Genomic DNA, 24,543 nt, shown 5'->3' on the forward strand with positions numbered 1-24,543 from the left:
GAAACATGTTCCCTGCAGTTCACTATTTACTCACTCAGTTTAATGTCAAAACTCACAAATTGTTTCATAGTCGTTGCTCTAGCTTCGGCTTCCATGGTCGTTTCGGCGCAAAGCAGCCAACTCCAAAGTGATCTGTTAGGTCAGGATCCGGTCACAGAAACCGAAGTGCCTGCTACAGCGCCGAAGCGGGTGAGTATCACCAACCGGCCCGTAGCAGCCGATCAAGCTGCAGAGGGCGACGTGGCTGGGGCAGCAGGGGCAGCAGGGGCAGCAGGGGCAGCAGGGGCATCGAAGCAGCGTCCTGCCAGCGAAGCAGTGCGCAAACCTCGCGCCGCCGTCCCGAGCGAATTCCAGAAATTTGTTCTTGATAGTACCGGCACCACCTTGCCGATTTTTGGTTCGGAGTTTTTTGCCAATGCTCCATCCACTTTTTCTCCCGTCGCCAATGCGCCGGTAGTGGCTGATTACGCACTCGGTCCTGGCGATGAACTGATGATACGTGGCTGGGGTAGTATCGATATCGATTACCGTGCCACCATTGATCGTAATGGCTTGATTTCAATTCCGACCGTCGGTTCGGTTGCACTGGCCGGTGTCCGTGCGGGAGACGCCGAAGCTGTCATTCGTAATGCTATCGCGCGCTTATATAAAGGCGTGACGGTCAATGTTAACTTTGGCCGTTTGCGCTCGATTACCGTGTATGTGGTGGGGCAAGCGAGCCGTCCAGGTACTTATAACGTGTCGAGCCTGTCCACTCTCGTGACTGCATTGTTTGCCAGTGGCGGTCCGAATGCCAACGGCAGCATGCGCCACGTGCAGATCAAACGTGGTGGCAAGGTGGCCGCCGAGCTGGATCTGTATTCTTTCATCGGCAAAGGTGACAAGTCGACCGACATGAAGCTGCAGGACGGTGACACGATCTTCATCCCTACCGCCGTTGGTCACGTCGCGCTGGTTGGCAAGGTAAATACGCCTGCCATCTATGAATTGAAAACTGCCAGCGATACCATTGAATCCTTGCTCGACTATGCTGGCGGCATACCGGTCGTGGCCGACCCGCGGCGCGCTTTCCTTGAGCGCATTGATGCGAGCAGAAACCAACCGCGAAGTGTGGAGCAATTTTCCCTGAGCGGCGAAGGCCTCAAACGCACGCTCAAGAATGGTGATGTACTCAATGTTACCTCGATTACGCCTGATTTTTCGAACGCTGTCGTCTTGCGCGGCAATGTTGACCAAGCGGTGCGGGCGCCTTTCAAGGCCGGCATGCGTATCAGCGACCTGATACCTAGCCGCCAGTACCTGATCACGCGTAACTCGATCAAACTGCAGAATGAGGTAGTCAATGCAGGTGTCGAGCGTCGCACAAACGAGGCTGCTGATAATATTGCTGCCCGTATCGGTGGCCTTATCGACGAGATCAATTGGGATTATGCAGTTGTTGAACGCATCAATCGCACCGACCTGAGCGTTAGTCTGGTGCCGTTTAATCTTGGTAATGTCTTTTCCAATCCGTCTGGCCCAGATAATGTGCAGTTGCAGCCTGGTGATACAGTGACGATTTTCTCGCAACAGGACGTGGCCGTGCCGATGGATAAGCGTCGCATTTTTGTCCGTGTTGAAGGTGAAGTCAATGTTCCTGGCGTGTACCAGATGACGGCAGGCGAAACCTTGCAGTCGATGTTGGCCAGGGCCGGTGGCACAACTAACAATGCTTACCTGTTCGGTACCGCTTTCTACCGAGAAGAGGTACGCAGACAGCAAGAACGTAACTTGGAGAAACTTGCGAATCGTTTGGAAAGCCAGGCGCGCGCTGACCAGTCGCGTTTGACCGCAAATACCCGCTCCGTGCCTGATGCTCAGTTAGCTGAAGTGCGACGTCAGGCGGAAATGGCTGCAGCAGCTCAGGCAATTACGCGTTTGCGTCAACTGAAGCCAACTGGGCGTATCGCCTTCGGACTCGACCCACGCGACAATCGTTTCGCGCTTCTTCCTCAGCTGAAACTGGAAAATGGCGACCGTCTGGTCATTCCTGCGCAGCCTGAATTCGTCAATGTGTTTGGTGCTGTCAATCTCGAATCGTCACCGCTGTGGCGCCGTGGTGACCGCGTGAATGACTATCTGAAGCAGGCTGGTCTTACCTCCGAGGCGGACGAGGAAAGTATCTTCCTGCTTCGCGCAGACGGCAGCGTGGTGTCGCGTGATTCGGGTAGCTGGCTTTCGGGTGGCTTTGGTGGAACCGAAATCATGCCAGGCGACAGCATTGTGGTGCCAGAGAAGTTTGACAAGGAAACCCGGTGGACTAAATTCATGACGGGCGCGCGTGAATGGACGCAAATTTTAGCCAACTTTGGACTGGGCGCCGCAGCCTTCAAAACGTTGCGTGATTAACTGTAGACCGGCCTAGTCGGTAAGTAGCTAATACCGAATCTTTCCTATTTGGCATTAACAAAATAAGCGGCTCATGAGTATGAATCAGATGCAACCCACGGCTTTACCGCCTAACCCGGATACGAGTGAGCGCCAGTTCAGTGTTCTCGATATACTGATGGTTTTGGTAAAATATAAAAAAATAATCCTATGGTTGCCGGTAATCGCGGCAATTGTTTCGGCCGCAGTCAGCTTTGTCTTGCCGAATGTATATAAAGCGAGCACCAAGTTGCTGCCTCCACAACAGGCGCAGTCCGGCGCTTCAGCATTGCTGTCGCAGCTCGGCGGCGCCGCAGGCGCCCTGGCAGGGGCGGCGGGGCTGAAAAATCCCAATGACCTGTATATCGGGATGCTCAAGAGCCGTATCGTTGCCGACAAGTTGATTGCAAAGTTCGATTTGCAAAAGGTCTACGATGTCGAGACGATGGAAAAGACCCGAACTATCCTCGAGGGTAACACCGTCATCGCTGCCGGGAAAGATGGCCTGATTTCGATCGACGTCGAAGGCGAGGACAAGAAGCTGGTCGCTCAACTGGCCAATGCCTATGTCAGTGAACTGGTGTCATTGACCAAGGTGCTGGCTGTCACCGAAGCGTCGCAGCGCCGGGTGTTCTTCGAACGTCAACTCGAGCAGTCGAAGGATAATCTGTCAAAAGCTGAAATGGCGTTAAAAGGTGCCCTCGATACGCACGGCGTGATCAGCGTTGATGCTGACAGCCGCGCCATCGTTGAAACCGTCGGTCGCTTGCGCGCCAAAATTTCGGCCAAGGATATTGAGATAAGTGCGATGAAAGCATTCGTCACCACCAGTAATCCTGAGTATAAACGTGCTCAAGAGGAGCTAATCAGCCTGCGCGCCGAGCTGTCCAAGCTCGAAAACGGCCGTCCTGCTCTTGCAGGTGACGCGGTGACTGGCGTGACTGGTTCGAACAAGCAAGTTGGCCTAGAAAATATCAAGATCTTGCGCGATGTAAAATATTATCAAATGTTATATGAATTGTTGGCGAAGCAATATGAAGTAGCGCGCCTTGACGAGGCAAAAGACACCGCAATTATTCAAGTGCTTGATCCTGCAATTGACCCAGAGCGTAAATTCAAGCCAAAACGTTCGGTATTGATCTTGGTTTCGACCATACTTGCTTTCATTGCTGCAATTGCCTGGGCCTTTATGGCGGAGACGCGGACAAAAATTCTTGGTGATCCTGGCCGCAAAGCGCAATGGGAACAATTCAAAATGCTGACTCGAGCAAAGTAAGCCAAGAGCGAGTCGCAATACCTCGTTTGGCGCGCCGCATAGGCGCGCCAATTCAGGAAAACTGCCGTTGGAACTGTTCGAAATCGAATCCGAAAGCTACCTCGTCGAGGATGACATCGTGCGCTGCTGGGAGAAGTTCGGCAGATCCAGACCGTATTAATTTTAAACTGACTATACAAAAAAATGACCAAAAAAATCGCCCTCATTACAGGAATAACCGGCCAGGATGGCGCCTATTTGACCCAGCATTTGCTGGCGCTTGACTATACCGTGTATGGCACTTTCCGACGCACCAGTTCGACCAATTTCTGGCGTCTGGCAGAACTCGGTGTGGAAAATCATCCAGATCTGCATCTGGTCGAGTTCGACCTGACGGACCAGAGCGGCGTGTTGCGCCTGGTCGACCGCGTCCAGCCCGACGAAATCTACAATCTGGCCGCGCAGAGCTTTGTCGGCGTATCGTTCGACCAACCGGCCACCACGGCAAATATCACCGGCTTGGGCGCGTTGTACCTGCTTGAAGCTATCCGCTTCGTTAATCCGAAAATCAAGTTTTACCAGGCATCGACGTCTGAAATGTTCGGCAAGGTGCAAGAGATTCCACAACTGGAAACCACGCCTTTTTATCCACGTAGCCCGTACGGTGTGGCCAAGTTGTATGCCCACTGGATGACGATCAACTACCGCGAATCGTATGGCATCTTCGGCGCCAGCGGTATCTTGTTCAATCACGAGTCTCCACTGCGTGGACGCGAATTCGTTACCCGTAAAATCACCGATAGCATTGCCAAGATCGTCCTCGGTCAGCTCGATTGCCTCGAACTGGGCAATATCGACGCCAAGCGCGACTGGGGCTTTGCCCAGGAATATGTCGAAGGCATGTACCAGATGCTGCAGGTCGATGAACCAGATACCTTTGTGCTCGCCACTAACCGTACCGAGACCGTACGCGACTTTGTCACGATGACTTGCAAGGCCGCCGGCATCACTTTGGCGTGGCAAGGCGCGGCGGAAAATGAGTTTGCTGTCGATACCGCCACTGGCAAGACGATTGTGCGTATCAATCCGAAATTCTACCGTCCGGCCGAAGTGGAGCTGCTGATCGGCGATCCGGCTAAAGCCGAGCGTGTGCTGGGCTGGAAGCCTGAAACGACGCTCGAAACGTTGTGCAAGCTGATGTATGACGCTGACTTTGCTCGCAATAAGCAGGGCTTTTCGTTTTGAAGATCCTGCTGACAGGCGCGTCCGGTTTTACCGGACGACCGTTTGCCGAAATGGCCCTTGCATCGGGTCATCAGGTGGTCGCGCTCAATTGCGACCTGGCCGACAAAGTGGCGTTGCGCCAGCAAGTGTTGGCAGCGGCGCCTGACAGCGTGGTTCATCTGGCGGCCATTAGTTTTGTCGGCCATGCGGACGATAAGGCTTTTTACGGCGTGAATGTCCTGGGCACCATGAACTTGCTAGAGGCCTTGCTGGCACTGCCAGTGGCACCACGGCGGGTCCTGTTGGCCAGTAGCGCAAATGTGTATGGCAATTGCGAGGCATCGCCGATTACCGAAAGCCAGCCGCCTGCTCCGGTCAATCACTACGCCATGAGCAAGCTGGCGATGGAACATATGGCGCGGACATATGGACAGCGCTTGTCGCTGCTGTTCACGCGACCGTTCAATTACACCGGTGCAGGGCAGGCCCCGCAATTTCTTGTGCCCAAACTGGTCAGTCATTTTGCACGGCTGGCGCCGGCGATCGAACTGGGCAACCTCCACGTCGAGCGTGAATTCAATGATGTCGCAATGGTGTGCGATGCCTACCTCAAGCTGCTTGATTATGGCGTGCCTGGTGAAACGTATAACATCTGCTCGGGCAATGCCTACACGCTACAACATCTTATTGATGTGTTGTCGTATCTTACCAATCATAAAATCGAGGTGCGCGTCAATCCGGCCTTTGTTCGCCAGGGCGAAGTCCACCGCTTATGCGGCAGTCCAGCCAAACTAGACAATTTGCTCGAACAAGCCGGATGCTCCCTTCATAACCCTTCGCTTGAAAGTACGTTGCGAGGCATGTTGGCGGCATCGTCAGGAGATGATGCGCCATGACCTGCCTCGATGCAGTTGCAACGGGCTTCACATCGAATTTGACGGTCAATAAATGATGCTGCACCGCTTGCCTATTTTTTCGACGACGGTGGCTCGTCTGCTTTTTTTTGGTGGACGCTACGTCTCCCTGTTGCTGGTGGCACGGCTTCTCGGCTCCGACGCGACGGGCTTTTTGCTGGCGATTGCCATAGTCGAAGTGCTGCGCATGATCTTCGACTATGGTCTTGAAAATAGCGTACTGGCGCGCTCGCACCAGAAGCCAAACGATGCCGGATACGCATTCGCACGCGGTAAGGGCCGGGTGCGCTTGTTTGCTACCGTAGCTGGGCAATTGGTAGCCTCCCTGACTATCGGCACGTTAAGCGTGCTGAAAGGCACTTCGCTGGCTTTGCCGCTGGTCGCCAGCTTGCAGTTCAGCTGCCTGATGGGCTTTGGCTACTTCCAGGCGCATTTGCAGACTGGACGTGCAGGCGGTATGGCTGCATTGGTGTTGCCCCTGGCGTTTGCTGCAGTGATGCAAGCTGCCCTGTTATGGTTTGCCTATCGTGGCGTGTCCTCATTGCTGTTCCTGTCCACCTTCTGTTTTGAAGCGTTGGCTCTGGTCGCATGTGCCGTCATGGCCAGGCGGTTTCAAGACGAGCCGTTCGATGTGCTGGCGGACGCCCCGGCTGCATCAGCACTGCCTGGCACAAGCTGGTCTGTACTTGCCCACATCGCGCCGCTCGGCAACGTCGCATTGGTTGGCATTGCTTACAATCGCCTCGATGCATTTGCTGTATCTCTCGTAGCGAGTGGCGCATTGCTAACCCAATATCTGTTATATCAGCGGCTGGCCAGTGCCCCGCTGATGTTTTTTTCAACTATTGCCAGTTCGAGCATTTCGACGCTGTCTGAGCACCAATCCAATCCGGCTGCCTTGCAGGCGAAAATTGTTCGTTATCGCCAGCTTGCATATTCGGTGGCGGTCGTCAGCGCCATCGTCTTGGCAGCCGCAAGCCCGCTGGTGGCGCAATTTTTTGCGCTTCCAGAAACCGATCATGGTTTGCTGGCTGCGCAGGCATTGATCCTGGCACTGCAAATCTCAAATGGCTTTCACGCTTCGATCCTGATCGCGTCGCATAAGGTAGCAGTGCTGTGGCGAATGTCCCGGCGCAATGCGCTGGTGGCGCTGTTCGTGCTTCCTGGCGCCATCTGGTTGTGGGGTGGGATTGGTATTGCTATTGGGCTCTTCCTGGTTGAAGCCTTTTGCGCAGCACAGCATGCTTGGGAATTCCGTCGAAAAGAACTTGGCGGGGAAAATCTCCATGCTTGATTCACCAAAAATTATAATTGTGTGCGCTTTGGCATTCGGAATAGCCGCTGCTGCATTTGGTTTCCAAGTTGGACATGGAACGTCGGATTACGCATCAGTGGTGCTAAGTGTCGGCGGCATTCTTATTTTGGGCGCCAACTGGCATGCCCATGGCGGTGGCCGCAGTGCCTCATTTATTTTCCTAGTGCTGGGATTGACGTTTCTTTGCGGACGCGCATTCCCGATTTTGTTTGGCGATGATTCGCAACTTGCACTCATCGGTTACGGTGATATTTTTGAAATCAGCTCGGACAAAGTCATGACCTATGTCATGCTTGTTTTGACATCTTTTTTGTGCGTCCATATTGGCTCGTTATTGATGCACGAAGAAGCGCCTGCGCTACCGGACTCACAGCGCGAGGCAAGGATTTATCGGGTGATGTTCATTTGCCTGTTACCTTTACTGCTATATAAAAATATCTGGTACTTCAATTACATCATGGCGAACGGCGGCTATCTCGCCATTTACCAGGGATCCGAGCATTTGGAAGGCGTGGGAATGTTGCCACGCGTTGGCGCACTGTTATGCTTGGTGACATTTACACTCTACTTCTTTCATGAAACGAACCAGAAAAGATCGCGTAATGCACTGATATTTTTTCTGTTTGTTTTCGCAAGCGAACTGCTGGTGGGGCTGCGTGGGAAATTTTTCGTTACGGCGCTGATATTTTTCCTTTTCTATAAGCTGCGTTTTGGCGGTAAATTCTCATTGCGTGGTCTCACGGTACTACTTCTTGTCATTATTAGTATAGCAATCACTGTGGAAATAACACGTGAACAGAAAAGTGAAAGTACGGTGGCAGGATCATTGGTGACGGGTTTCCTTGCGCAGCAGGGTGTTTCTGCCGGCGTCAGCCTAGTGGTTCTGGATAACCCGTCATATTTTGCACAAGATCCTTGGAATTATTTTTTTCACCAGTTTGCTGCGCCATTTTATTCTCAGCCTGAAGTGCCGAAAGGCTGGTTTGTCGCTAACGACATCTCGATGATGGTCATGCCGGAGGCCTATGCATTGGGTTTTGGTACGGGTAGTAGCTACTTGGCGGAGTTATTCATGCTAGGGGGCTGGGCAGGTGTTTTTATTGGCAGCCTTTTCATCGGATGGATTCTAACGAAAGCCAAGCGATTCACACACGGCGTTACTGGTGCCTTAATGTTCTGGGTCGTTTGTGGAGTCGTTTATTATCCCCGTACGATGCTGCAGGACCCTGTCCACAATCTGATGCGGTACGCACTACCGACACTGTTTCTGGCGGGGGTTTGTGTATTGTGGCGCAGACGAAAGCAATTATTATGAAGGACCGTGTTTATTTATTCAGCCCCCCCCAGGTATTTGGGGGAGCGGAGGTGTATCAAATTAGGCTTGCCGAATTAATGCATCTACAGCAGCGGTTCACTGTCATTTCACCTCCTTCGCCAGAACTGCAACGCGGTATTGCTAAGGCAGGCGGCGGTTTTGTCGAGCTGAACGGGAATGGTGGAATTGCGATTCGGCTCGCGTTTTTGGCTTGGCTTTGGCGAAATCGAAAGACGCTTCGCCAACACGCAGCGGCACTGGTATTGAACGGTCGCGGCGCGGCCTATTTTGCGCCGATGGTTATATTGATTACTGGTATTTCTCCGGTCATCATTTGCCATACAGAGTTGACGGCGAAGGGGGCCGACATCAAGGAATGGTTATTCGGCTGGGCACTGCATTTTGCCCGGCGCGCTGTTGCAGTGTCCGAGACTGTCGCGAGACAACATATTCATCGCTGGCCGGCATTGCCGGTAAGCGCCATCCCTAACTGGATCGATAGTGCGCCTTATAAGCACTGTCCTGTTTCGCAAGGCGCAGGTGCGGCACCGGCTGACATCGCAGTGGTCGGACGCTTGGCGGAAAACAAGGGCATTCTTGATATTCTTGCTGCATGTTCAGACGTTGGTGGCCCGGATGTGCATTTCTACGGCGAAGGGCCCTTGCACAAGACAGTCGAGGAAATGGCTGCCTGTATTCCGAGCCTAAAGGCGCATGGTCACGTCGAAGCATTGTGGCAGCAGCTGTCGCGGCATGCTATTTTGCTCTCCGCGTCCTATTCCGAGAGCTTCTCTTATTCAGTCGCAGAAGGTATCCATGCTGGTTTGTTGTGCGTTGTGAGCGACATTCCGGCACACCGTGAATTGCTCGGACCTGACTATCCGGATGCGCTGTATTTTTCTCCGGGTGACCGGCACGGATTGCGTGCTGCACTCGCAGCGGCCCGCAACTATTTGGTCCGGACGGATGGAAGCGTGGCCGACATCATCGGGTTAGCAAAAGCACGCATGCATAGCCGTAACGGTCCGGACCAGGCCAGAAAAGACTACTGTGCCGTGTTGTTGGAAGCATCGTAAAGACGCTTTTTGATTCGCGCGCGACATCTTCGCAATAGTCTCTCGATCCGCCTGCACTGCTTGTGCAGTGACGTGCAAATTCTAATTTAATTATATGATCCAATAATGACTTTTTTATTCAATACCCCCTTCCGTCGCGATATGCGGACTTGTCCTGACTTGAGCAAGGCGTCGTCATGAAAGTCGGTATCGACGCGCGCTTCATCACGCGCCACCCGCGCCGCGGCATCGGCAACTATTCGCTGCATGTCGTCGCTGCGCTGGTCAAGCTGTACCCTTCCGTGCAGTTCTTTTTGTATATTGCGATTCCGGACAGCGAAGGCATCTTGCCGAGTGGACCGAATGTCACCGTGCGCCAGTTGAAAATGCCGGCGTACCCGCTGTGGGAGCAAGTGGCCTTGCCGCGCGCGGCGCGCGAAGACCGGCTCGATATCCTGCATGGCCTGGGCAATACCGCGCCGATGTTCGTGCCAGCTGGCGTACATATGGTGCTGTCGCTGATGGATGTGATGTTTCTCCAGACCGGCGAATTCGTGCCGAAACCCACCAATCGCTACCAGGCCTGGGGCCGCCATTACCGGCGCTTCGTGTCGCCGCGCTGCGCGCGCGCGGCCGACCATGTGATCACGATTTCGGATTTTTCGCGCAAGGATATCCTTGACCTGATCCCGGGGCTGGACCCGGCGCGGGTGCATGTCACCTTCCTGTCCTGCGACGCCGTGTTCCAGCACCAGCGCAGCACGGAACCAGCCCCGCGCTCGGCCGCTGGCGGCCCACGTCCGTACATCTTCACCCTCGGCGCCAACGATCCGCGCAAGAATACGGTGCGCCTGGTGACCGCCTACCTGGCGCTGGTGAAGGAACATGGCATCGAGCACGACCTGGTCATCAGCGGCTACGCCGGCTGGGAGCAGAGCGAAGCCTTACGACTGGTCAAGGAGGCCGGCGCCACGGAACGCGTGAAATTCCTTGGCTTTATCGATATCCAGGAACTGGTCGCGTTGTACCGTAATGCGGCCCTGTTCGTCTACCCATCGCTGTACGAAGGCTTCGGCATTCCGCTGCTGGAGGCGTTTTCCTCCGGCTGCCCGGTCATCGCGTCCAACGTCACCTCGATTCCGGAAGTTGCGGGAGATGCGGCGTTGTGCGTCGACCCGCTGTCGGTCGAACAGATCAAGACCACCATGCTGCAGGTGCTCCAGGACGACGCGCTGAGCGCCTCGCTGGTACAAAAAGGCTACGCGCGCGCGCGCCAATTCACCTGGGAAGAAACTGCGCGCCAGACCTTCGCCATTTACGAGGCTTGCCTCAATCAACCTAAAGTCCAATGAAGCTTCTTGCCATTTCTGGCCGTATTCCTGCAATCGACAGGAACGGCGACCAAGTCATTTCGTATTTCCGCCTGAGTCACCTGGCCCACAACAACACGGTTGAGCTGATCTGTTTTGGTAGCCGCGACCTGCCCGACGATCGCGCAGCGACGCTGGCCCTGGAGGCGCTGGGCATCGTGGTGCACCTGGTGCCATGGAACAAGTACAGCGCGGCGCTGCAGGTATTGCAGGCCATCCCGTTTCCGGGCATGCCGTTCCAGTGCGCGTATTTTCGTTCGCGCCAGTTCCGGAAGATGTACCAGACGGTGTCCGCCCGCTTCGTCCCCGAGGCGCTGTATGCCGTCATGATCCGGGTATTGCCGAACGCGCGCGACTATCAGGGCAGGCTGTTTGTCGACCTCGTCGACTCGATGGGCTTGAACTTCGGCCGCCGCGCCGGCATGGAAAAGGGTGTCAAGGGCTGGCTACTCGGCATCGAAGCGCGCCGCGTGGCGGCATACGAGAAGCAGGTTGCACAACGCGCGGAACGCTGTTTCGTGGTGTCCGGCATCGACCAGCAGGCGATCGGTTCGGACCATGTCGGCGTGCTGCCGCTCGGTATCGACGTCACGCGCTTCAACCGTCCTGTCACCGCAGCGACAGCGCCGCTGATCGCTTTCACGGGCAATATGTTTTATCAACCGAACGTGGACGCCATGTTGTGGTTCGCCGAACACTGCTGGCCCGCGATCAAGGCCGCCGTACCAGGCGTGCGCGTGATGGTGGTGGGCAATCGACCACAGCCGAGCCTGGTCGCGCTGGGCAAGGCCGACCCCGCCATTGAGGTGATGGGCCGCGTGCCATCGGTCGCTGAAGTCATCAAGACCGCCGCTGTTGCCGTGGCGCCGATGCGCTCCGGTTCGGGCATGCAATTCAAGATCCTCGAAGCGATGGCGTGCGGCGTGCCGGTGGTGGCGACGACGATCGGGCAGGGCGACATCGGTTGCGTGGCTGGCGTCGACATTCTGGTGCGCGATGGTGCGGCCGAGTTCGCGCAAGATGTCATTTCCCTGCTCCAGTCGGCCGCGTTGCGAGAGCAGGTCGGCAGCGCAGGCTATGACTATGTGCAAAAAAATCATAGCTGGGACGCGATCAATCAGCGCTTCGTCCAGACTTGCCACCTGGCGTGATCATGCAGAAAATACTGGTCACCGGCGCCAATGGTTTTGTTGGCAAAATGGTCTGCGCGGATTTGCTGGCGCGCGGCTTCGAGGTCACCGCCGCGGTGCGCAACGTACCCGCAGGTGCGAGCGTGAACAGCGACGGCCTGCGCTTTGTCGGCGTCGGCAATATCGATGCCAATACCAATTGGGATGCGGCATTGGCAGGCTGTTCTGGCGTCATCCACCTGGCTGCGCGGGCGCACATCCTGAACGACGAGGTGGCCGATCCACTGGCGGCATTCCGTGCGACCAATGTGGCTGGCACCCTGCAATTGGCGCGCAGCGCGGCGCGCGCCGGTGTGACGCGGTTTGTCTTTGTCAGTTCGGTGGGCGTGAATGGCAACCAGAATGAGCGCCCGTTTACTGAAGACGATACACCGTTGCCGGCCGAACCCTATGCCGTCTCCAAGCTCGAAGCGGAACTGGCGTTACAGGCCGATGCGGCCAACGGCGCCATGGAACTGGTGATCGTGCGTCCACCGCTCGTGTATGGCCCCGGTTGCCCAGGCAACTTCCTGCGCCTGCTGAAACTGTTATCGACCCGTATTCCCTTGCCTTTTGCCGCGATGCGCAACAAACGCAGCTTCGTCGGCGTCTGGAACCTCGCCGATTTTCTTGCCACTTGCTTGGTACACGATAAGGCGGCCGGCCATGTATTCCTGATTTCCGACCTGGAAGACGTCACCTTGCCGGACCTGCTGCGTGGATTGGCGCGCGGCATGGGCCGGAACGCCCCCTTGTTTTCGGTCCCGCCCGGCTGGCTGGCAAAGTTGGCAGGCATGGCGGGCAAGCGCGCCATGTTCGACAAGCTCGGCGGCACCCTGACCGTCGATGCCAGCCGCACCCATACCGTACTGGGCTGGACACCGCCAGTGAGTCTGGCCGAAGGATTGCAGCGCACCGGGCGCTGGTATACGGAACGTTAAGGCGCAACCTTGTACCGATGCGGCGTCGGCCGGGAAAATTGTTGCGTAAAAAATAATATTTTTCCCGGCCTCACGGATATATCAAAAGTACTACAGAAAGATTAAAATACTCACCTGCCGTTGCGTCGCTGCAATGGCAATGGTTAATGGCATGGCACCGAAAAGGCAATACACCTGATGAAGCGTTTTCTCGATTTTTCCCTGGGGCTGATGGCCGCGATCGTATTTTCCATCCCCCTCCTGTTGTTGGTCGTGCTGGTCAAACTGACGTCAAAAGGACCGGCCTTGTACTGGTCGAACCGGGTTGGCCGCTACAATCACCTGTTCTCCATGCCCAAGCTGCGCACCATGCGGATCGATACCCCGGTCGTGGCAACGCATTTGCTGACCAATCCGGATCAGTTCCTGACGCCGATTGGTGGCTTCCTGCGCAAGTCCAGCCTCGATGAGATTCCGCAGCTGTGGTGTATCTTGCGTGGCGACATGAGCATCGTTGGCCCACGGCCGGCGCTGTTCAACCAGCAAAACCTGATCGACCTGCGTACCGAAAAAGGCGTGCATAACATCCGCCCGGGCCTGACAGGCTGGGCCCAGATCAACGGCCGCGATGAGCTGCCAATCCCCGAAAAGGTCAAGCTCGACCTCGATTACCTGCAGCGCCAGTCGCTTGTCTTCGATATCAAGATCATCGCGCTGACGGCATTGAAAGTGGTGCGCCGGGATGGCATCACCCATTAAGCTCAGCAGGCAAGTGTTGCCATGACGCGGCCGGTTCGAGAGAATCCGGCTGCATTGTCGTTGGTGCCTGTGTTTGTGAGGCGACGAGGGCTGGAAGTTGAGTTGGGTGGTGCGCTGTGCTGTGCCTCGATGGTAAGCGTAAAGCCAGTGCCGTCTTGAGCCCTGCGTCGAATTTACTAGATGATGGCATCATATCGCTGGGTAGCGGCGTGTTTTTCAGATCGAGGCGAACTGCGCGGCGCAGTTCCAGGGCAGGAAGTCATCGACCCGGTTGACCGGATGATCGGCGATATTGGCCAGGACATGGCGCAGCAGGCCTCGGGGTCAACACCGTTGAGTTTAGCCGTGCCAATCAGCGAGTAGATGGCGGCAGCGCGTTCGCCACCGCTGTCGGCGCCGGCGAACAGGTAGTTGCGGCGGCCGATGGCGACACCACGCAGCGCCCGTTCGGCGGCCGAGTTGTCGATCTCGGTGATGCCGTCGTCGCAGTAGCGCAGCAGCGCGGGCCACAGGTTTAGCGCGTACTGGATCGTTGTCGCCGTGTCCGATTTGCGCGAGAGTTTTTCGAGCGTCGTGCGCAGCCAGCGGTCGAAGTCGTCGAATAGCGCCCGCGCCCGCTGCTGGCGCACCAATTGCCGTTCGTGCGGAGGTTTGCCACGTATCTCGGCTTCGATCACATACAGTTCGGCAATCCGGCGCAGCGCCTCGGTGGTGATGGCCGACGGTCGGACCGCGTGCAAGTCGTAGAATTTGCGGCGCGCATGCGCCCAGCATGCCGCCTCCTGGATCGTGCCATCGACGTACAGCGCGTTGAAGCCGGCATAGGCATCGGCCTGCAGCACACCTTGGAAGTTGGCCAGATGGGTTTGCGGATGGATGCCCTTGCGGTCCGGCGTGTAGGCGAACCAGACGGCCGCCGGCGTGCTGTCGCCGGAGGCGCTGTCGTCGCGTACGTAAGTCCATAGTCGCGCCGTCCTGGTCTTGCCGTTACCCGGTGCCAGCACGGGAATCGGGGTGTCGTCGGCGTGCAGCTTGGCGCTGGCCAGCACGTGACGACGGATCACATCCACCAGCGGGCGCAGCAGCGCGCGTTCCAGTTCGACGCCTTCGCGGGCATAGATCACCGATTGGCGGTACTAGGGTAGATGATCGGCGAATTTGGCCACCAGGATATGTGCAAGCAGGCCGGGTCCGGCGATGCCGCGCGCAATGGGCCGGCTCGGTGCGGGCGCCGGGACGTCGCAGCACTTGCACGCCAGTTTCTGGCGTACGTGGTGAATCACGCGGAAGCTGGCGGGCACTGGCGTCGGCCGTTCCAGAGTCGCCAGCGTGACCGGCAGCAGCGTGCAATGCGTCGGAGCAGGCACCAGCTCACCGCCGCCGAAGCGCTTGCGCCAGCCAAACACTTGGTTGGCGTTGATGTTGTGCTCCCGTGCAATGCGCGAAACGGACGCGTTCGGGCAGCGAATATGCCACCACCGTGCGCTTGAATTTGTCGGTGTAGCCTGATAGCTGCCACGTTTTGAGGGCCTTACGACTGGTTGAATTATTGTGTCCATAATCGAGTTTGTGGACACAATCGATTTGTGTCTCAACCTCAAATCATGCCGGCAGAGACATAGGCCGTACAGACGTCGCTGGCTTTACGCTTACCCTCAATGTGCTACCGGAAGCGGTGTGACCGACGGCTGGTAACGCTGCCGACGCAATTATGGCCGGCAGCGCTGGAAGCAGTAGTGGTCAGGCAGTTATTTCGGTATCCGACGGCGGGATCAGGCTGACTGGCACGGTCGCAAGCAACATCTTCCACAGGTGGTCATCGATATCCGACGACGGTGTGAACTCGGGAACGATTTTTCGCAACTGATCGCGGATGGCTTCGTGGTCCCCCAGCTCGCATGTCTGGTCGAGTTGCTTGAGCATTTGTTCAAGGACGGGCCAGGCAATCTCCGCTTCTTGGGCACGCATGATGAGCGGGTGGTCGGTGCCGGTGACATTGTCACCGATGAGCAATTCTTCATACAGCTTCTCGCCCGGCCGCAAGCCAACATAGCGAATTTCAATGCCACCCTGGGTCGCGTCGCCGCGTACCTCATGCCCGCTCAAGTAAATCATTTTCCTGGCCAAGTCGGCAATTTTGACTGGCTCGCCCATATCCAGAACGAACACGTCGCCGCCACGGCCCATGGCGCCGGCCTGCAACACTAGCTGCGCCGCTTCGGGAATGGTCATGAAATAGCGCGTGATTTCCGGATGGGTCAGCGTGACCGGGCCACCTGCTGCAATCTGGCGCCGGAACAAGGGCACGACCGAACCGGATGAACCCAGCACATTGCCAAACCGCACCATGCAAAAGCGCATCTGCGTATGCTGGCGCGAGAATGCCTGCAAGATCAACTCGGCCAGGCGCTTGGTGGAACCCATCACGTTGGTTGGCCGCACTGCCTTGTCGGTGGAAATCAGGACAAAGCGTTTTACTTTCGCGCCCACTGCGGCGCGTGCAAGACTGAGCGTGCCAAAGGCATTATTGCGGATGCCCTCGATCGGGTTTTGTTCCACCAGCGGCACATGCTTGTAGGCTGCCGCGTGATACACGGTTTCCACATTGAACTGCTTGAAAATATTCTCGCACTTCTTCGTGTCGAGCACCGATCCCAGGAATGGAATCAGCTCAAGATCGATGCTGTGGGCCAGGGCCAGCGCCCGCAGTTCCTGGTCGATGGCATACAAGCCGTATTCGGACAGTTCAATGAGTACCAGGCGGCTTGGCGCCAGCATGACGATCTGGCGGCACAGTTCGGAACCAATGGAGCCGCCCGCGCCGCTCACCGCCACCGATTTGCCGGTAATGCAGATCGACAGCAAGGTACTGTTGGGGGCCACCGGATCGCGGCTGAGCAGATCTTCAATTTCTATTTCGCGCACGTCTTCCACGCGCAACGAACCATTGACCAGGTTCTGAATGGGTGGCGTGACCTTGATCTTGATCTTCAGAGGCGTGAGGCGGTCGATGATCGCGCGCTGCTCGGCATGGTTAAGCCCAGGCATGGCCAGCAGTATTGAGCCGATGTTGTATTTTTCCAGGATGGCTTCGAGGTGGGTCGGGCACGATACCTTGATCCCGGCAATGCTGGCACCATGCAATTGGACGTTGTCATCCAAGAAGATGACTGGATGGTACTCGGAACTCAGGCGCAGGGCATTGGCCAGCTGGATGCCGGCCCCGCCCGCACCGTAGATGGCCACGCGCATGCGCTGTGGTCCGCGGCGGTCGCCAAGGAAAAACCCGCGTGCCGTGAAGCGGCTGACCAACAGATAAATGATCAGCAGGGCGGCAAAGATCAGGTACGGAGTCACGTAAAAATGGAGGTTGGGCAGTGCCAGGCTCAGTAATGCCACGGCAATCACCGACAGGATCGCCCCGGTCGTGACCGTCAGGACAATCTGGTGGTCGATATACCTGACAACGGCACGGTACAAGCCCATCCGGATGAAGATCGGGATCGAAATAATGGGTGCTGCAACTATTAACACCGCATAGGCAGCAATGGAAGCAAGATCCACCGTGTTGAGATGTAGCGCAATGGCCACAATAAAAGTCAACGGGATGCAAACAGCATCGGTCGCCGCTGCGACTACCTGTTTGTGGAATCGCGAGAGATTCAGGAATTTTGTTTTCATCAATTAATTCAAGCATAAAGTGAAGCGATGAACAATCATAAATGTGGCATGACGTTCGCTTGTCCGAGACAAATCGGAAAATGTGTTTTTGTGAGCTTTTTTGGGAAATAATTTCCAATGCGCACCACTTTGATTTCCCGTCATTTATGCGGGACTATTGAAATATAACCACTTTTTCGTTCTATCATGATAATCGATTGTTGCGGCAATGAACAATCGTATCGAACGGTGTGCTGGCGTTGCGCATGGCTAGTGTCTGGCGCACTATCTGCTTGATACGCATGGGCAATACAGTCAAAACGGTTCGGTGCAGTTTGAATCAATTTCCCGCTGCAGCCGAAACATGACACGCGCTGCAGGGTGAAATCGGCTGATTCATGTATAACGAAACGAACTTAACCCTGGCATAGTCGTAGCGCCTCTGTCCAGTGCGGCAAATTGCAAAAAGTATCCATCAAGTGTTGCGACGACAGCACCGAGTTGACCGGGCGCTTGGCCGGTACGGGATAGTCTTGCGCCAGGATTGCTTTCAACTGTGGTTTTTTCTTGACAGACGCATGCGCCATGATTGCCTCGGTGAAACCGAACCAGGTCGTCTGCCCTTGGGCGCTCAGATTGTAAATGCCAGCGCGTTGTTGCAGCCATGCATAGGAATCCTGCGCTGCCAGGCTTTGCGCGATGATGTGGGCAGTGGTGTCGGCAATGGTACGGCTCCATGTCGGCGCGCCATGCTGGTCGGAAACGATGCTCAGCGTATCGCGCTCTTGCGCTAGGCGTAACATCGTGAGCAGAAAATTCTTTCCATGCATGCTATAGACCCAGCTAGTGCGCAGAATCAGGTGGGCAATACCGGTGGCCGCGATCGCCTGTTCACCGGCCAGCTTGCTGCGGCCATAGACGTTGACGGGACAGGTAGGATCATCTTCGGTATACGGCGTTTCTTTCGTGCCGTCAAACACGTAATCGGTGCTGTAGTGAATCATGGCAGCGCCCAGCTTGCTGGCTTCCTCTGCCATCACGCCAGGTGCTTCGCCATTGATGCGCATCGCGAGCCCGACTTCGCTCTCAGCCTTGTCGACGGCCGTGTAAGCGGCCGGATTGACGATCAGTGTCGGTTTGATGCGGCGGATCACGTCACGCACCTGGTCCAGGTCAGCCAAATCCATCTGGCTGCGGTCGACGGCGATGATCTCGCCCAGGCCTTGCAAGCTGCGCTCGAGCTCGTAGCCAACCTGGCCGGTTTTTCCAGTAATTAAGATACGTGTCATGAAGTAATCTCGGTAATGATGACTGCGGCACCGCGTTGCGGTGCCGCAGGTGTTGGTCAAGCGAAGACGTCGGCGTTGGTCAGCAGTGTCCCGACCTTGTCTGTGCCCGACAGCAGCGGCTCGCCGTCCAATGGCCAGTCGATGCCGATCGCCGGATCGTTCCACAAGACGCAACGCTCAAACTCTGGCGCCCAGTAATCGGTGGTCTTGTAGAGGAACTCGGCACTGTCGCTGGTGACCACGAAGCCGTGGGCAAAGCCTTCAGGCACCCATAACTGACGTTTGTTGGCGGCGGACAACACGACGCCAACCCATTTTCCAAAAGTTGGCGAGCTTTTACGCAGATCGACGACGACGTCGAATACTTCGCCGGCGGTGACACGCACCAGTTTGCCTTGTGGCCGCTGGATCTGATAATGCAGACCACGCAATACGCCCTTGGCGGACTTGGAGTGGTTATCCTGTATGAATTCGCGTGTCACGCCGGTCAGTTCGGCGAAGCGTTTTTTGTTGAAGCTCTCATAAAAAAAGCCGCGGTCGTCACCAAATACGGTTGGTTCGAGTATCAACACGTCAGGTATGGCGGTGGTCTGAATTTGCATGGTCTATCAGTATGGTATGAACTAAGTGGAAGGCGCGGCGCGTCTCAGAATATCTTGTCGTCGAGCAAACGCAACAGATATTGGCCATAGGCGTTCTTCTTCAACGGCTGCGCCAGTTGCGTCAGTTTGGCAGCGTCAATATAGCCTTTTCGATAGGCAATCTCTTCCGGGCAAGCCACTTTAAGTCCCTGGCGATTTTCGATGGTGGCGATGAATTGCCCCGCTTCCAGCAGCGATTCGTGCGTACCGGTATCGAGCCAAGCCATGCCGCGGCCCATCAGTTCGACGTTCAGCTCGCCGCGTTCCAGATAGACACAGTTGACGTCGGTAATTTCCAGTTCGCCGCGCGGCGAAGGCGCAATGCCTGCGGCGATATCGCATACCTGGCTGTCATAGAAATACAGGCCGGTGACGGCGTAGTTCGATTTTGGTTTGAGCGGTTTTTCTTCGATGCTGACAGCGCGCCGTTGTTCATCGAAGTCAACCACGCCATAGCGTTCCGGATCTTGCACGTGATACGCGAACACGGTGGAGCCGCTGGTGCGCGCCGATGCTTCGCGCAATTGCGTCTCAAAGTCGTGACCGTAATAAATGTTGTCGCCCAGGATCAATGCCGATGGCGCTTCACCGACGAACTCCTTGCCGATGATGAAGGCTTGCGCCAGCCCATCAGGGGACGGTTGCACGGCGTAAGTCAGACTGATACCCCATTGGCTGCCATCGCCCAGCAACTCCTGGAAGCGTGGCGTATCCTGAGGCGTCGAGATGATCAGGATATTGCGTATGCCGGCCAGCATCAGGGTGGTCAGCGGATAGTAAATCATCGGCTTGTCATACACTGGCAGCAGTTGCTTCGATACCGCCATGGTGACCGGATACAGGCGCGTGCCGGAGCCGCCGGCCAGGATGATGCCTTTACGTTCGGTAACTGTGCTCATCAGTTTGCCTCTTGTGTCGTATCGCGTGCCGCGTAGTTCTTTTCTACCCAATTCAGGTATTCACCCGATTGTACGTCGCGCACCCATGTCTGGTTGTCCAGGTACCACTGCACCGTCTTGCGGATGCCGGTTTCAAACGTCTCAGCCGGCTTCCAGCCCAGTTCACGCTCAATCTTGCGTGCATCGATGGCGTAGCGGCGGTCGTGGCCGGGACGGTCTTGCACATAGGTAATTTGCTCGCGATAGCTGCCCGACGCTTTCGGATCCAGCGTGTCGAGAATATCGCAAAGGGTGTGCACGACTTCAAGATTGGCCATTTCGTTCCAGCCGCCGACGTTGTAGACCTCGCCCAGGCGGCCCGCTTCCAGCACGCGGCGGATCGCCGAGCAGTGGTCGCTCACGTAGAGCCAGTCGCGTACCTGCATGCCATCGCCGTAGATCGGCAAGGCTTTGCCAGCGCGGGCATTGCTGATAATGAGGGGAATCAGTTTTTCCGGGAAATGGAAGGAACCATAGTTGTTCGAGCAGTTCGTCGTCAGCACGGGCATGCCATAGGTATGGAAATACGCGCGCACCAGGTGGTCGGATGCTGCTTTCGAGGCTGAATACGGGCTGTTCGGCGCATATGGCGTGGTTTCCGTGAATGGCGGATCTTGCGGGCCTAGCGTGCCATACACTTCATCGGTCGAGACGTGCAGGAAACGGAAGCCGTCCTTGTCGTCGCCAGTCAGTCCGGACCAGTAAGCGCGTGCTGCTTCGAGCAGGCTGAAGGTACCGTTGACGTTGGTTGAAATGAATTCGCCGGGGCTATGGATCGAACGATCAACATGGCTTTCGGCTGCAAAGTGCACGATGGCGCGCGGCTTGTGTTCTGCCAGCAAACGCGAGACAAGAGCCGTATCGCAAATATCGCCGCGCACGAAGATGTGCCGCGGATCTTGTTCAAGGCTTGCCAGATTGCTGAGATTACCAGCATAGGTCAGTTTATCAAGGGTCAGGACGGGTTCATCATTGAGCGCCAGCCAGTCACGTACAAAATTGGATCCGATGAATCCGGCGCCGCCAGTAACTAAAATCATGCTGTTATCCCTTTCTTGCTTTGGAAATTGTTAAATATTTTAACAAAATTGTATTGGTACGCGCCATTCTTTGACGCTCGCTTGCACAGTATCAACCACTGTCTTGCCATGGTCCTGTCGCGTCAGGCTTGCCTTCAAGTAATGTCCGCTCTGGCGCAGAAAATGGCCGATTGAAGTGATGCGCGGATCATTCCCAACTTAAACTTCTGTATGAATGGCAAGGGATATGGCAATGCCATATCCCTTTGACCAGCGTGCTTAAACCCGGCCGTAACGGTCTTCGAACCGTACGATGTCGTCCTCGCCCAGGTAGCTGCCCGATTGGATCTCAATCAGTTCCAGCGGTACCTTGCCCGGATTGGCCAATGAGTGCACCACGCCAAGCGGAATATAGGTGGACTGGTTTTCCGTCAGCAGGTATTCCTTGTCGCCGTTGGTGATCTGGGCGGTACCCGAAACGACAATCCAATGCTCAGCGCGGTGATGGTGCATTTGCAATGAAAGTTTGGCGCCCGGCTTGACGGTAATGCGCTTGACCTGGAAACGCTCGCCGTTGCCGATCGAATCGTACGACCCCCACGGGCGGAACACTTCGCGGTGCATCGTGGCTTCATTGCGGTCTTTGCTAACCAGTTGCGCTACCAGATTCTTGGTGTGTTGTGCCTGATCCGCATCCATGACCAGCACTGCATCGGCCGTTTCCACGATAATGGTATTGCGCATGCCGATGGCGGTGACCAGGCGGCTGTTGCCGTGCACCAGGCAATCGTTGCAATCTTGCATGACCACATCGCCTTGGGCGCTATTATTGCCGGCGTCTTTTTTTGCGACTTCAAGGACGGCTGCCCACGAGCCGATATCGTTCCAGCCGGCATCAAGTGCGATGGTGGCCGCAGCGCTGGTGCGCTCCATGACGGCGTAGTCGACGGCGATATCGGGGCAGGTCGCATAGGCGTCGTGGTCCAGGCGGATGAAATCGAGGTCACTCTTTGCCTTTGCCAGCGCTTCGCGGCAAGCCGTCACGACGGCAGGCTGGAAGCGTTCCAGTTCTTCCAGGTAACGGCTGGCGCGGAACAGGAACATGCCGCTGTTCCAGAAATAATCGCCACTGGCGATGTATTGTTCAGCCAGCGCCAAGGCCGGCTTTTCGACGAACTCTACAATGCGATGTACCTGGCCCGCTTCTGCATTTTCGGCGCGGATATAGCCATAGCCGGTTTCAGGACCGGTAGGTGTAATACCGAATGTGAGCAGACTACCTTGTTCTGCAGCAACGCGCGCCAAGGCGATAGCACGGTGAAATGCCGGCGTGTCGAGGATGACGTGGTCGGACGGCAGGACCAGCAGAATCGGATCTTCGCCATTTGCCAGCGCCTGCAATGCGGCTGTGGCGATGGCGGGTGCCGTGTTGCGGCGCATCGGTTCGAGCACCATGCGGGCATCGGTCAGGCCAATTTCGCGCAGTTGTTCGGCGACGATGAAGCGCGACGATTCATTGCATACCAGCAAAGCTGGCGCCAGTGTTTCGATGCCAGCCAAGCGTTGCAGCGTCTGCTGCAACATGCTGTCCTCGCCGGACAGACGTAAAAATTGCTTAGGGAACCCTTCACGGGAAAGTGGCCACAAACGTGTACCGGAACCACCACAAAGAATGACAGGAACAAGGGGAGTATTCATTTATGCATCAATTCAAAATTAAAAACAAATTTATTGGACTGGCTGGGGCATCACTCATTCGCAAGGCATCGGTACCTGTAGAATTTTCTGAAATATACGAGAAAAAGAAAGCATCTTTTTGGAGCGATTAAATTATTTAAATATAACAATATTTTAATCGCTTCTACAAATTTTTGTTTTTTATTGCGCCACCCTGTGAACTGTCACTGAGTATCAGATATTGCCTGGCTACGTGGTGGATTATAATTTGGCCGCCTGGAGTATTGTTTATATCAACACTATTTCGATCAAAAAAGCAACAAATATGGCCACAGCACTCAAACTGAGCACCAGCACAGATCCTGCTGCACAATCCTTGACAATTTTGATGCTGGGATGAAGTTCAGGGTGCAAGTGATCGATCAGATGCTCAAGTGCCGTGTTGAAGAGTTCCGCCGCCAGCACCATTCCGCAATTGAGCAGCAGTAGCGCCCACCAGATCATGGCCGGCCTGACGCATACCAGCAAGATCACCACAATCAGCGCGGCAAGGCATTGCATGCGAAAGCTCGACTCCATGCGCAGCGCGGCGCCTATGCCTTGCAAGGCAAAAAACACGCGATTATAAAACGGCTGGTTCTTCATCAGGACGCAATGCTGGAGCTAGGTGATTGACAGACATGAAAACAAATTTCTAAATGAAATAAATCGGACGGCATAGTTTATCCATATTGCACGATGAATTGCAATGCGGCGCAGTTGCCAGCGTCTTCATTTCGATGTTGCTTATCGAAAAATAAAAAGCCCTTTTCAAATTGAAAGGGGCTTTTTGGGCTGAGATTAACATTATGCATGTCAATCTAACACTGTATCAGGCCTGCACCGTCTGGCTGAAGATCAACCGTCGGCTGAGGCCTATCTTGTGCTGCCTGGGCAGCAAAGGATTAATGATGGGTGGTGGTGCCGTGGTGGGTGGTGGTCGAATCAGAGCTTGCTGCGCCGGCTACGACAGCGACGGCTGCACCGATAGCGATCATGGTGCTGACGCTCAGGCCGGCAACGGTGGTGCCAGCAGCTGCGCCAGCCGCTGGTGCTGCAACTGGTGCAGGAGTCGGAGCCGATTGAGCCATTGCTTGCGCGGAAGCGAAGCACAGGATTGCCGAGGCGATCAGAATTTTCTTCATGGGATATCCTTTTTAGTTAAACAGTGGAGGGAGAAAGTTGGAACTTACAGAACTACTATACGATTGTAGCAACTTTTTTTGTTTTAGTCTGTGCTTTGACGCAAGCGCGAACGCCAACGTACCTATTCACGAGGCATATTAAAGCATTTTTGTCATCTGTGCCCTCAATCTGGGTGCAAGTGAAATAAATTTATATATAAATGTCTGTTTTTAAATGCGATTTCGTAATTTGGTGACGGTGCGAGTGACTGGTACGGAGTTTGCCAGTCTACATTATCCCGCGTAAAATGCAGGCTTCGCGGGTGTAGCTCAATGGTAGAGCAGAAGCTTCCCAAGCTTACGACGAGGGTTCGATTCCCTTCACCCGCTCCATTTTTCGCTGGCGCCTGGTTTTGTGCGGCGCGGCTACTTTTTTCTTCACTCCAATGTCTTC

19 protein-coding genes, 1 tRNA gene and 3 pseudogenes are annotated in these 24,543 nt (G+C 55.6%); 13 read left to right on the forward strand and 10 right to left on the reverse strand.

Translation table 11 applies throughout. The features are described 5' to 3' along the window. The first annotated feature begins 42 nt into the window (after positions 1-42). The 12 genes and pseudogenes from ACQ4W6_RS09635 to ACQ4W6_RS09690 all read left to right on the forward strand — a co-directional run bounded on the left by ACQ4W6_RS09635 (position 43) and on the right by ACQ4W6_RS09690 (position 13,702). Complete coding sequence (locus ACQ4W6_RS09635) at positions 43-2,388, forward strand: polysaccharide biosynthesis/export family protein (protein WP_436566967.1); 2,346 nt, start codon at positions 43-45, stop codon at positions 2,386-2,388. Between the two features lie 73 nt (positions 2,389-2,461). Continuing rightward, on the forward strand, positions 2,462-3,682 hold the full coding sequence (locus ACQ4W6_RS09640; RefSeq protein WP_436566968.1) for a GumC family protein: 1,221 nt from the start codon (positions 2,462-2,464) through the stop codon (positions 3,680-3,682). A gap of 34 nt (positions 3,683-3,716) precedes the next feature. Then, positions 3,717-3,842 (forward strand): annotated as a pseudogene (locus ACQ4W6_RS09645) (hypothetical protein); the annotation flags it as partial. A 23-nt stretch (positions 3,843-3,865) separates the two neighbouring features. Then, positions 3,866-4,906 (forward strand): GDP-mannose 4,6-dehydratase, encoded by a 1,041-nt coding sequence (gene gmd, locus ACQ4W6_RS09650; RefSeq protein ID WP_436566969.1) that lies wholly within the window; start codon positions 3,866-3,868, stop codon positions 4,904-4,906. Continuing rightward, entirely contained in the window at positions 4,903-5,781 is an 879-nt protein-coding gene (locus ACQ4W6_RS09655) for a GDP-mannose 4,6-dehydratase (RefSeq protein WP_436566970.1), read from the forward strand. The genes gmd and ACQ4W6_RS09655 overlap by 4 nt, the downstream gene beginning before the upstream one ends. A gap of 52 nt (positions 5,782-5,833) precedes the next feature. Continuing rightward, positions 5,834-7,093, forward strand: coding sequence for a polysaccharide biosynthesis protein (locus tag ACQ4W6_RS09660; protein ID WP_436566971.1), 1,260 nt, complete (start codon positions 5,834-5,836; stop codon positions 7,091-7,093). Then, positions 7,086-8,429, forward strand: a complete 1,344-nt coding sequence (wzy, locus tag ACQ4W6_RS09665) for an O-antigen polysaccharide polymerase Wzy (protein ID WP_436566972.1) — start codon at positions 7,086-7,088, stop codon at positions 8,427-8,429. The genes ACQ4W6_RS09660 and wzy overlap by 8 nt, the downstream gene beginning before the upstream one ends. Then, positions 8,426-9,505 (forward strand): glycosyltransferase family 4 protein, encoded by a 1,080-nt coding sequence (locus ACQ4W6_RS09670; RefSeq protein ID WP_436566973.1) that lies wholly within the window; start codon positions 8,426-8,428, stop codon positions 9,503-9,505. Before wzy ends, ACQ4W6_RS09670 begins: the two co-directional genes overlap by 4 nt. Before the next feature lie 176 nt (positions 9,506-9,681). Then, positions 9,682-10,836, forward strand: coding sequence for a glycosyltransferase family 4 protein (locus ACQ4W6_RS09675; RefSeq protein ID WP_436566974.1), 1,155 nt, complete (start codon positions 9,682-9,684; stop codon positions 10,834-10,836). Beyond that, entirely contained in the window at positions 10,833-12,005 is a 1,173-nt protein-coding gene (locus ACQ4W6_RS09680; protein WP_436566975.1) for a glycosyltransferase, read from the forward strand. Before ACQ4W6_RS09675 ends, ACQ4W6_RS09680 begins: the two co-directional genes overlap by 4 nt. A 2-nt stretch (positions 12,006-12,007) precedes the next feature. Further along, positions 12,008-12,964 carry an NAD-dependent epimerase/dehydratase family protein gene (locus ACQ4W6_RS09685; RefSeq protein ID WP_436566976.1) on the forward strand — a complete coding sequence of 319 codons (957 nt, stop codon included), beginning with the start codon at positions 12,008-12,010 and terminating at the stop codon, positions 12,962-12,964. 177 nt (positions 12,965-13,141) lie between these two features. Next, positions 13,142-13,702, forward strand: a complete 561-nt coding sequence (locus tag ACQ4W6_RS09690; RefSeq protein WP_436566977.1) for a sugar transferase — start codon at positions 13,142-13,144, stop codon at positions 13,700-13,702. 216 nt (positions 13,703-13,918) lie between these two features. Here ACQ4W6_RS09690 and tnpC read toward each other — a convergent pair. The 10 genes and pseudogenes from tnpC to ACQ4W6_RS09740 all read right to left on the reverse strand — a co-directional run. Further along, a pseudogene (gene tnpC / locus ACQ4W6_RS09695) lies at positions 13,919-15,024 on the reverse strand (IS66 family transposase); the annotation flags it as partial. A gap of 81 nt (positions 15,025-15,105) precedes the next feature. Then, a pseudogene (locus ACQ4W6_RS09700) lies at positions 15,106-15,261 on the reverse strand (hypothetical protein); the annotation flags it as partial. 181 nt (positions 15,262-15,442) lie between these two features. After that, positions 15,443-17,383, reverse strand: a complete 1,941-nt coding sequence (locus tag ACQ4W6_RS09705) for a polysaccharide biosynthesis protein (protein WP_436566978.1) — start codon at positions 17,381-17,383, stop codon at positions 15,443-15,445. Between the two features lie 395 nt (positions 17,384-17,778). Next, the gene (gene rfbD / locus ACQ4W6_RS09710; RefSeq protein ID WP_436566979.1) at positions 17,779-18,651 is read right to left on the reverse strand and encodes a dTDP-4-dehydrorhamnose reductase; all 873 of its coding nucleotides are present in this window, start codon (positions 18,649-18,651) and stop codon (positions 17,779-17,781) included. Positions 18,652-18,707: 56 nt separating this feature from the next. After that, entirely contained in the window at positions 18,708-19,253 is a 546-nt protein-coding gene (gene rfbC / locus ACQ4W6_RS09715) for a dTDP-4-dehydrorhamnose 3,5-epimerase (RefSeq protein ID WP_436566980.1), read from the reverse strand. A 44-nt stretch (positions 19,254-19,297) separates the two neighbouring features. Beyond that, a complete protein-coding gene (gene rfbA / locus ACQ4W6_RS09720; RefSeq protein ID WP_436566981.1) occupies positions 19,298-20,191 on the reverse strand; it encodes a glucose-1-phosphate thymidylyltransferase RfbA in 894 nt (297 codons plus the stop codon). Continuing rightward, positions 20,191-21,270 (reverse strand): dTDP-glucose 4,6-dehydratase, encoded by a 1,080-nt coding sequence (gene rfbB, locus ACQ4W6_RS09725; RefSeq protein ID WP_436566982.1) that lies wholly within the window; start codon positions 21,268-21,270, stop codon positions 20,191-20,193. The genes rfbA and rfbB overlap by 1 nt, the downstream gene beginning before the upstream one ends. A gap of 258 nt (positions 21,271-21,528) precedes the next feature. Continuing rightward, complete coding sequence (locus ACQ4W6_RS09730) at positions 21,529-22,947, reverse strand: mannose-1-phosphate guanylyltransferase/mannose-6-phosphate isomerase (protein WP_436566983.1); 1,419 nt, start codon at positions 22,945-22,947, stop codon at positions 21,529-21,531. Positions 22,948-23,214: 267 nt separating this feature from the next. Continuing rightward, on the reverse strand, positions 23,215-23,571 hold the full coding sequence (locus tag ACQ4W6_RS09735; protein WP_436566984.1) for a diacylglycerol kinase: 357 nt from the start codon (positions 23,569-23,571) through the stop codon (positions 23,215-23,217). 299 nt (positions 23,572-23,870) lie between these two features. Then, positions 23,871-24,110 (reverse strand): hypothetical protein, encoded by a 240-nt coding sequence (locus ACQ4W6_RS09740; protein ID WP_436566985.1) that lies wholly within the window; start codon positions 24,108-24,110, stop codon positions 23,871-23,873. Between the two features lie 298 nt (positions 24,111-24,408). Between ACQ4W6_RS09740 and ACQ4W6_RS09745 the strand changes: the two genes are divergently transcribed. Then, positions 24,409-24,482, forward strand: a tRNA-Gly gene (locus ACQ4W6_RS09745). Positions 24,483-24,543 lie beyond the last annotated feature (61 nt).

Source organism: Janthinobacterium woesei, from assembly GCF_051380875.1.
Lineage (GTDB): Bacteria > Pseudomonadota > Gammaproteobacteria > Burkholderiales > Burkholderiaceae_D > Janthinobacterium.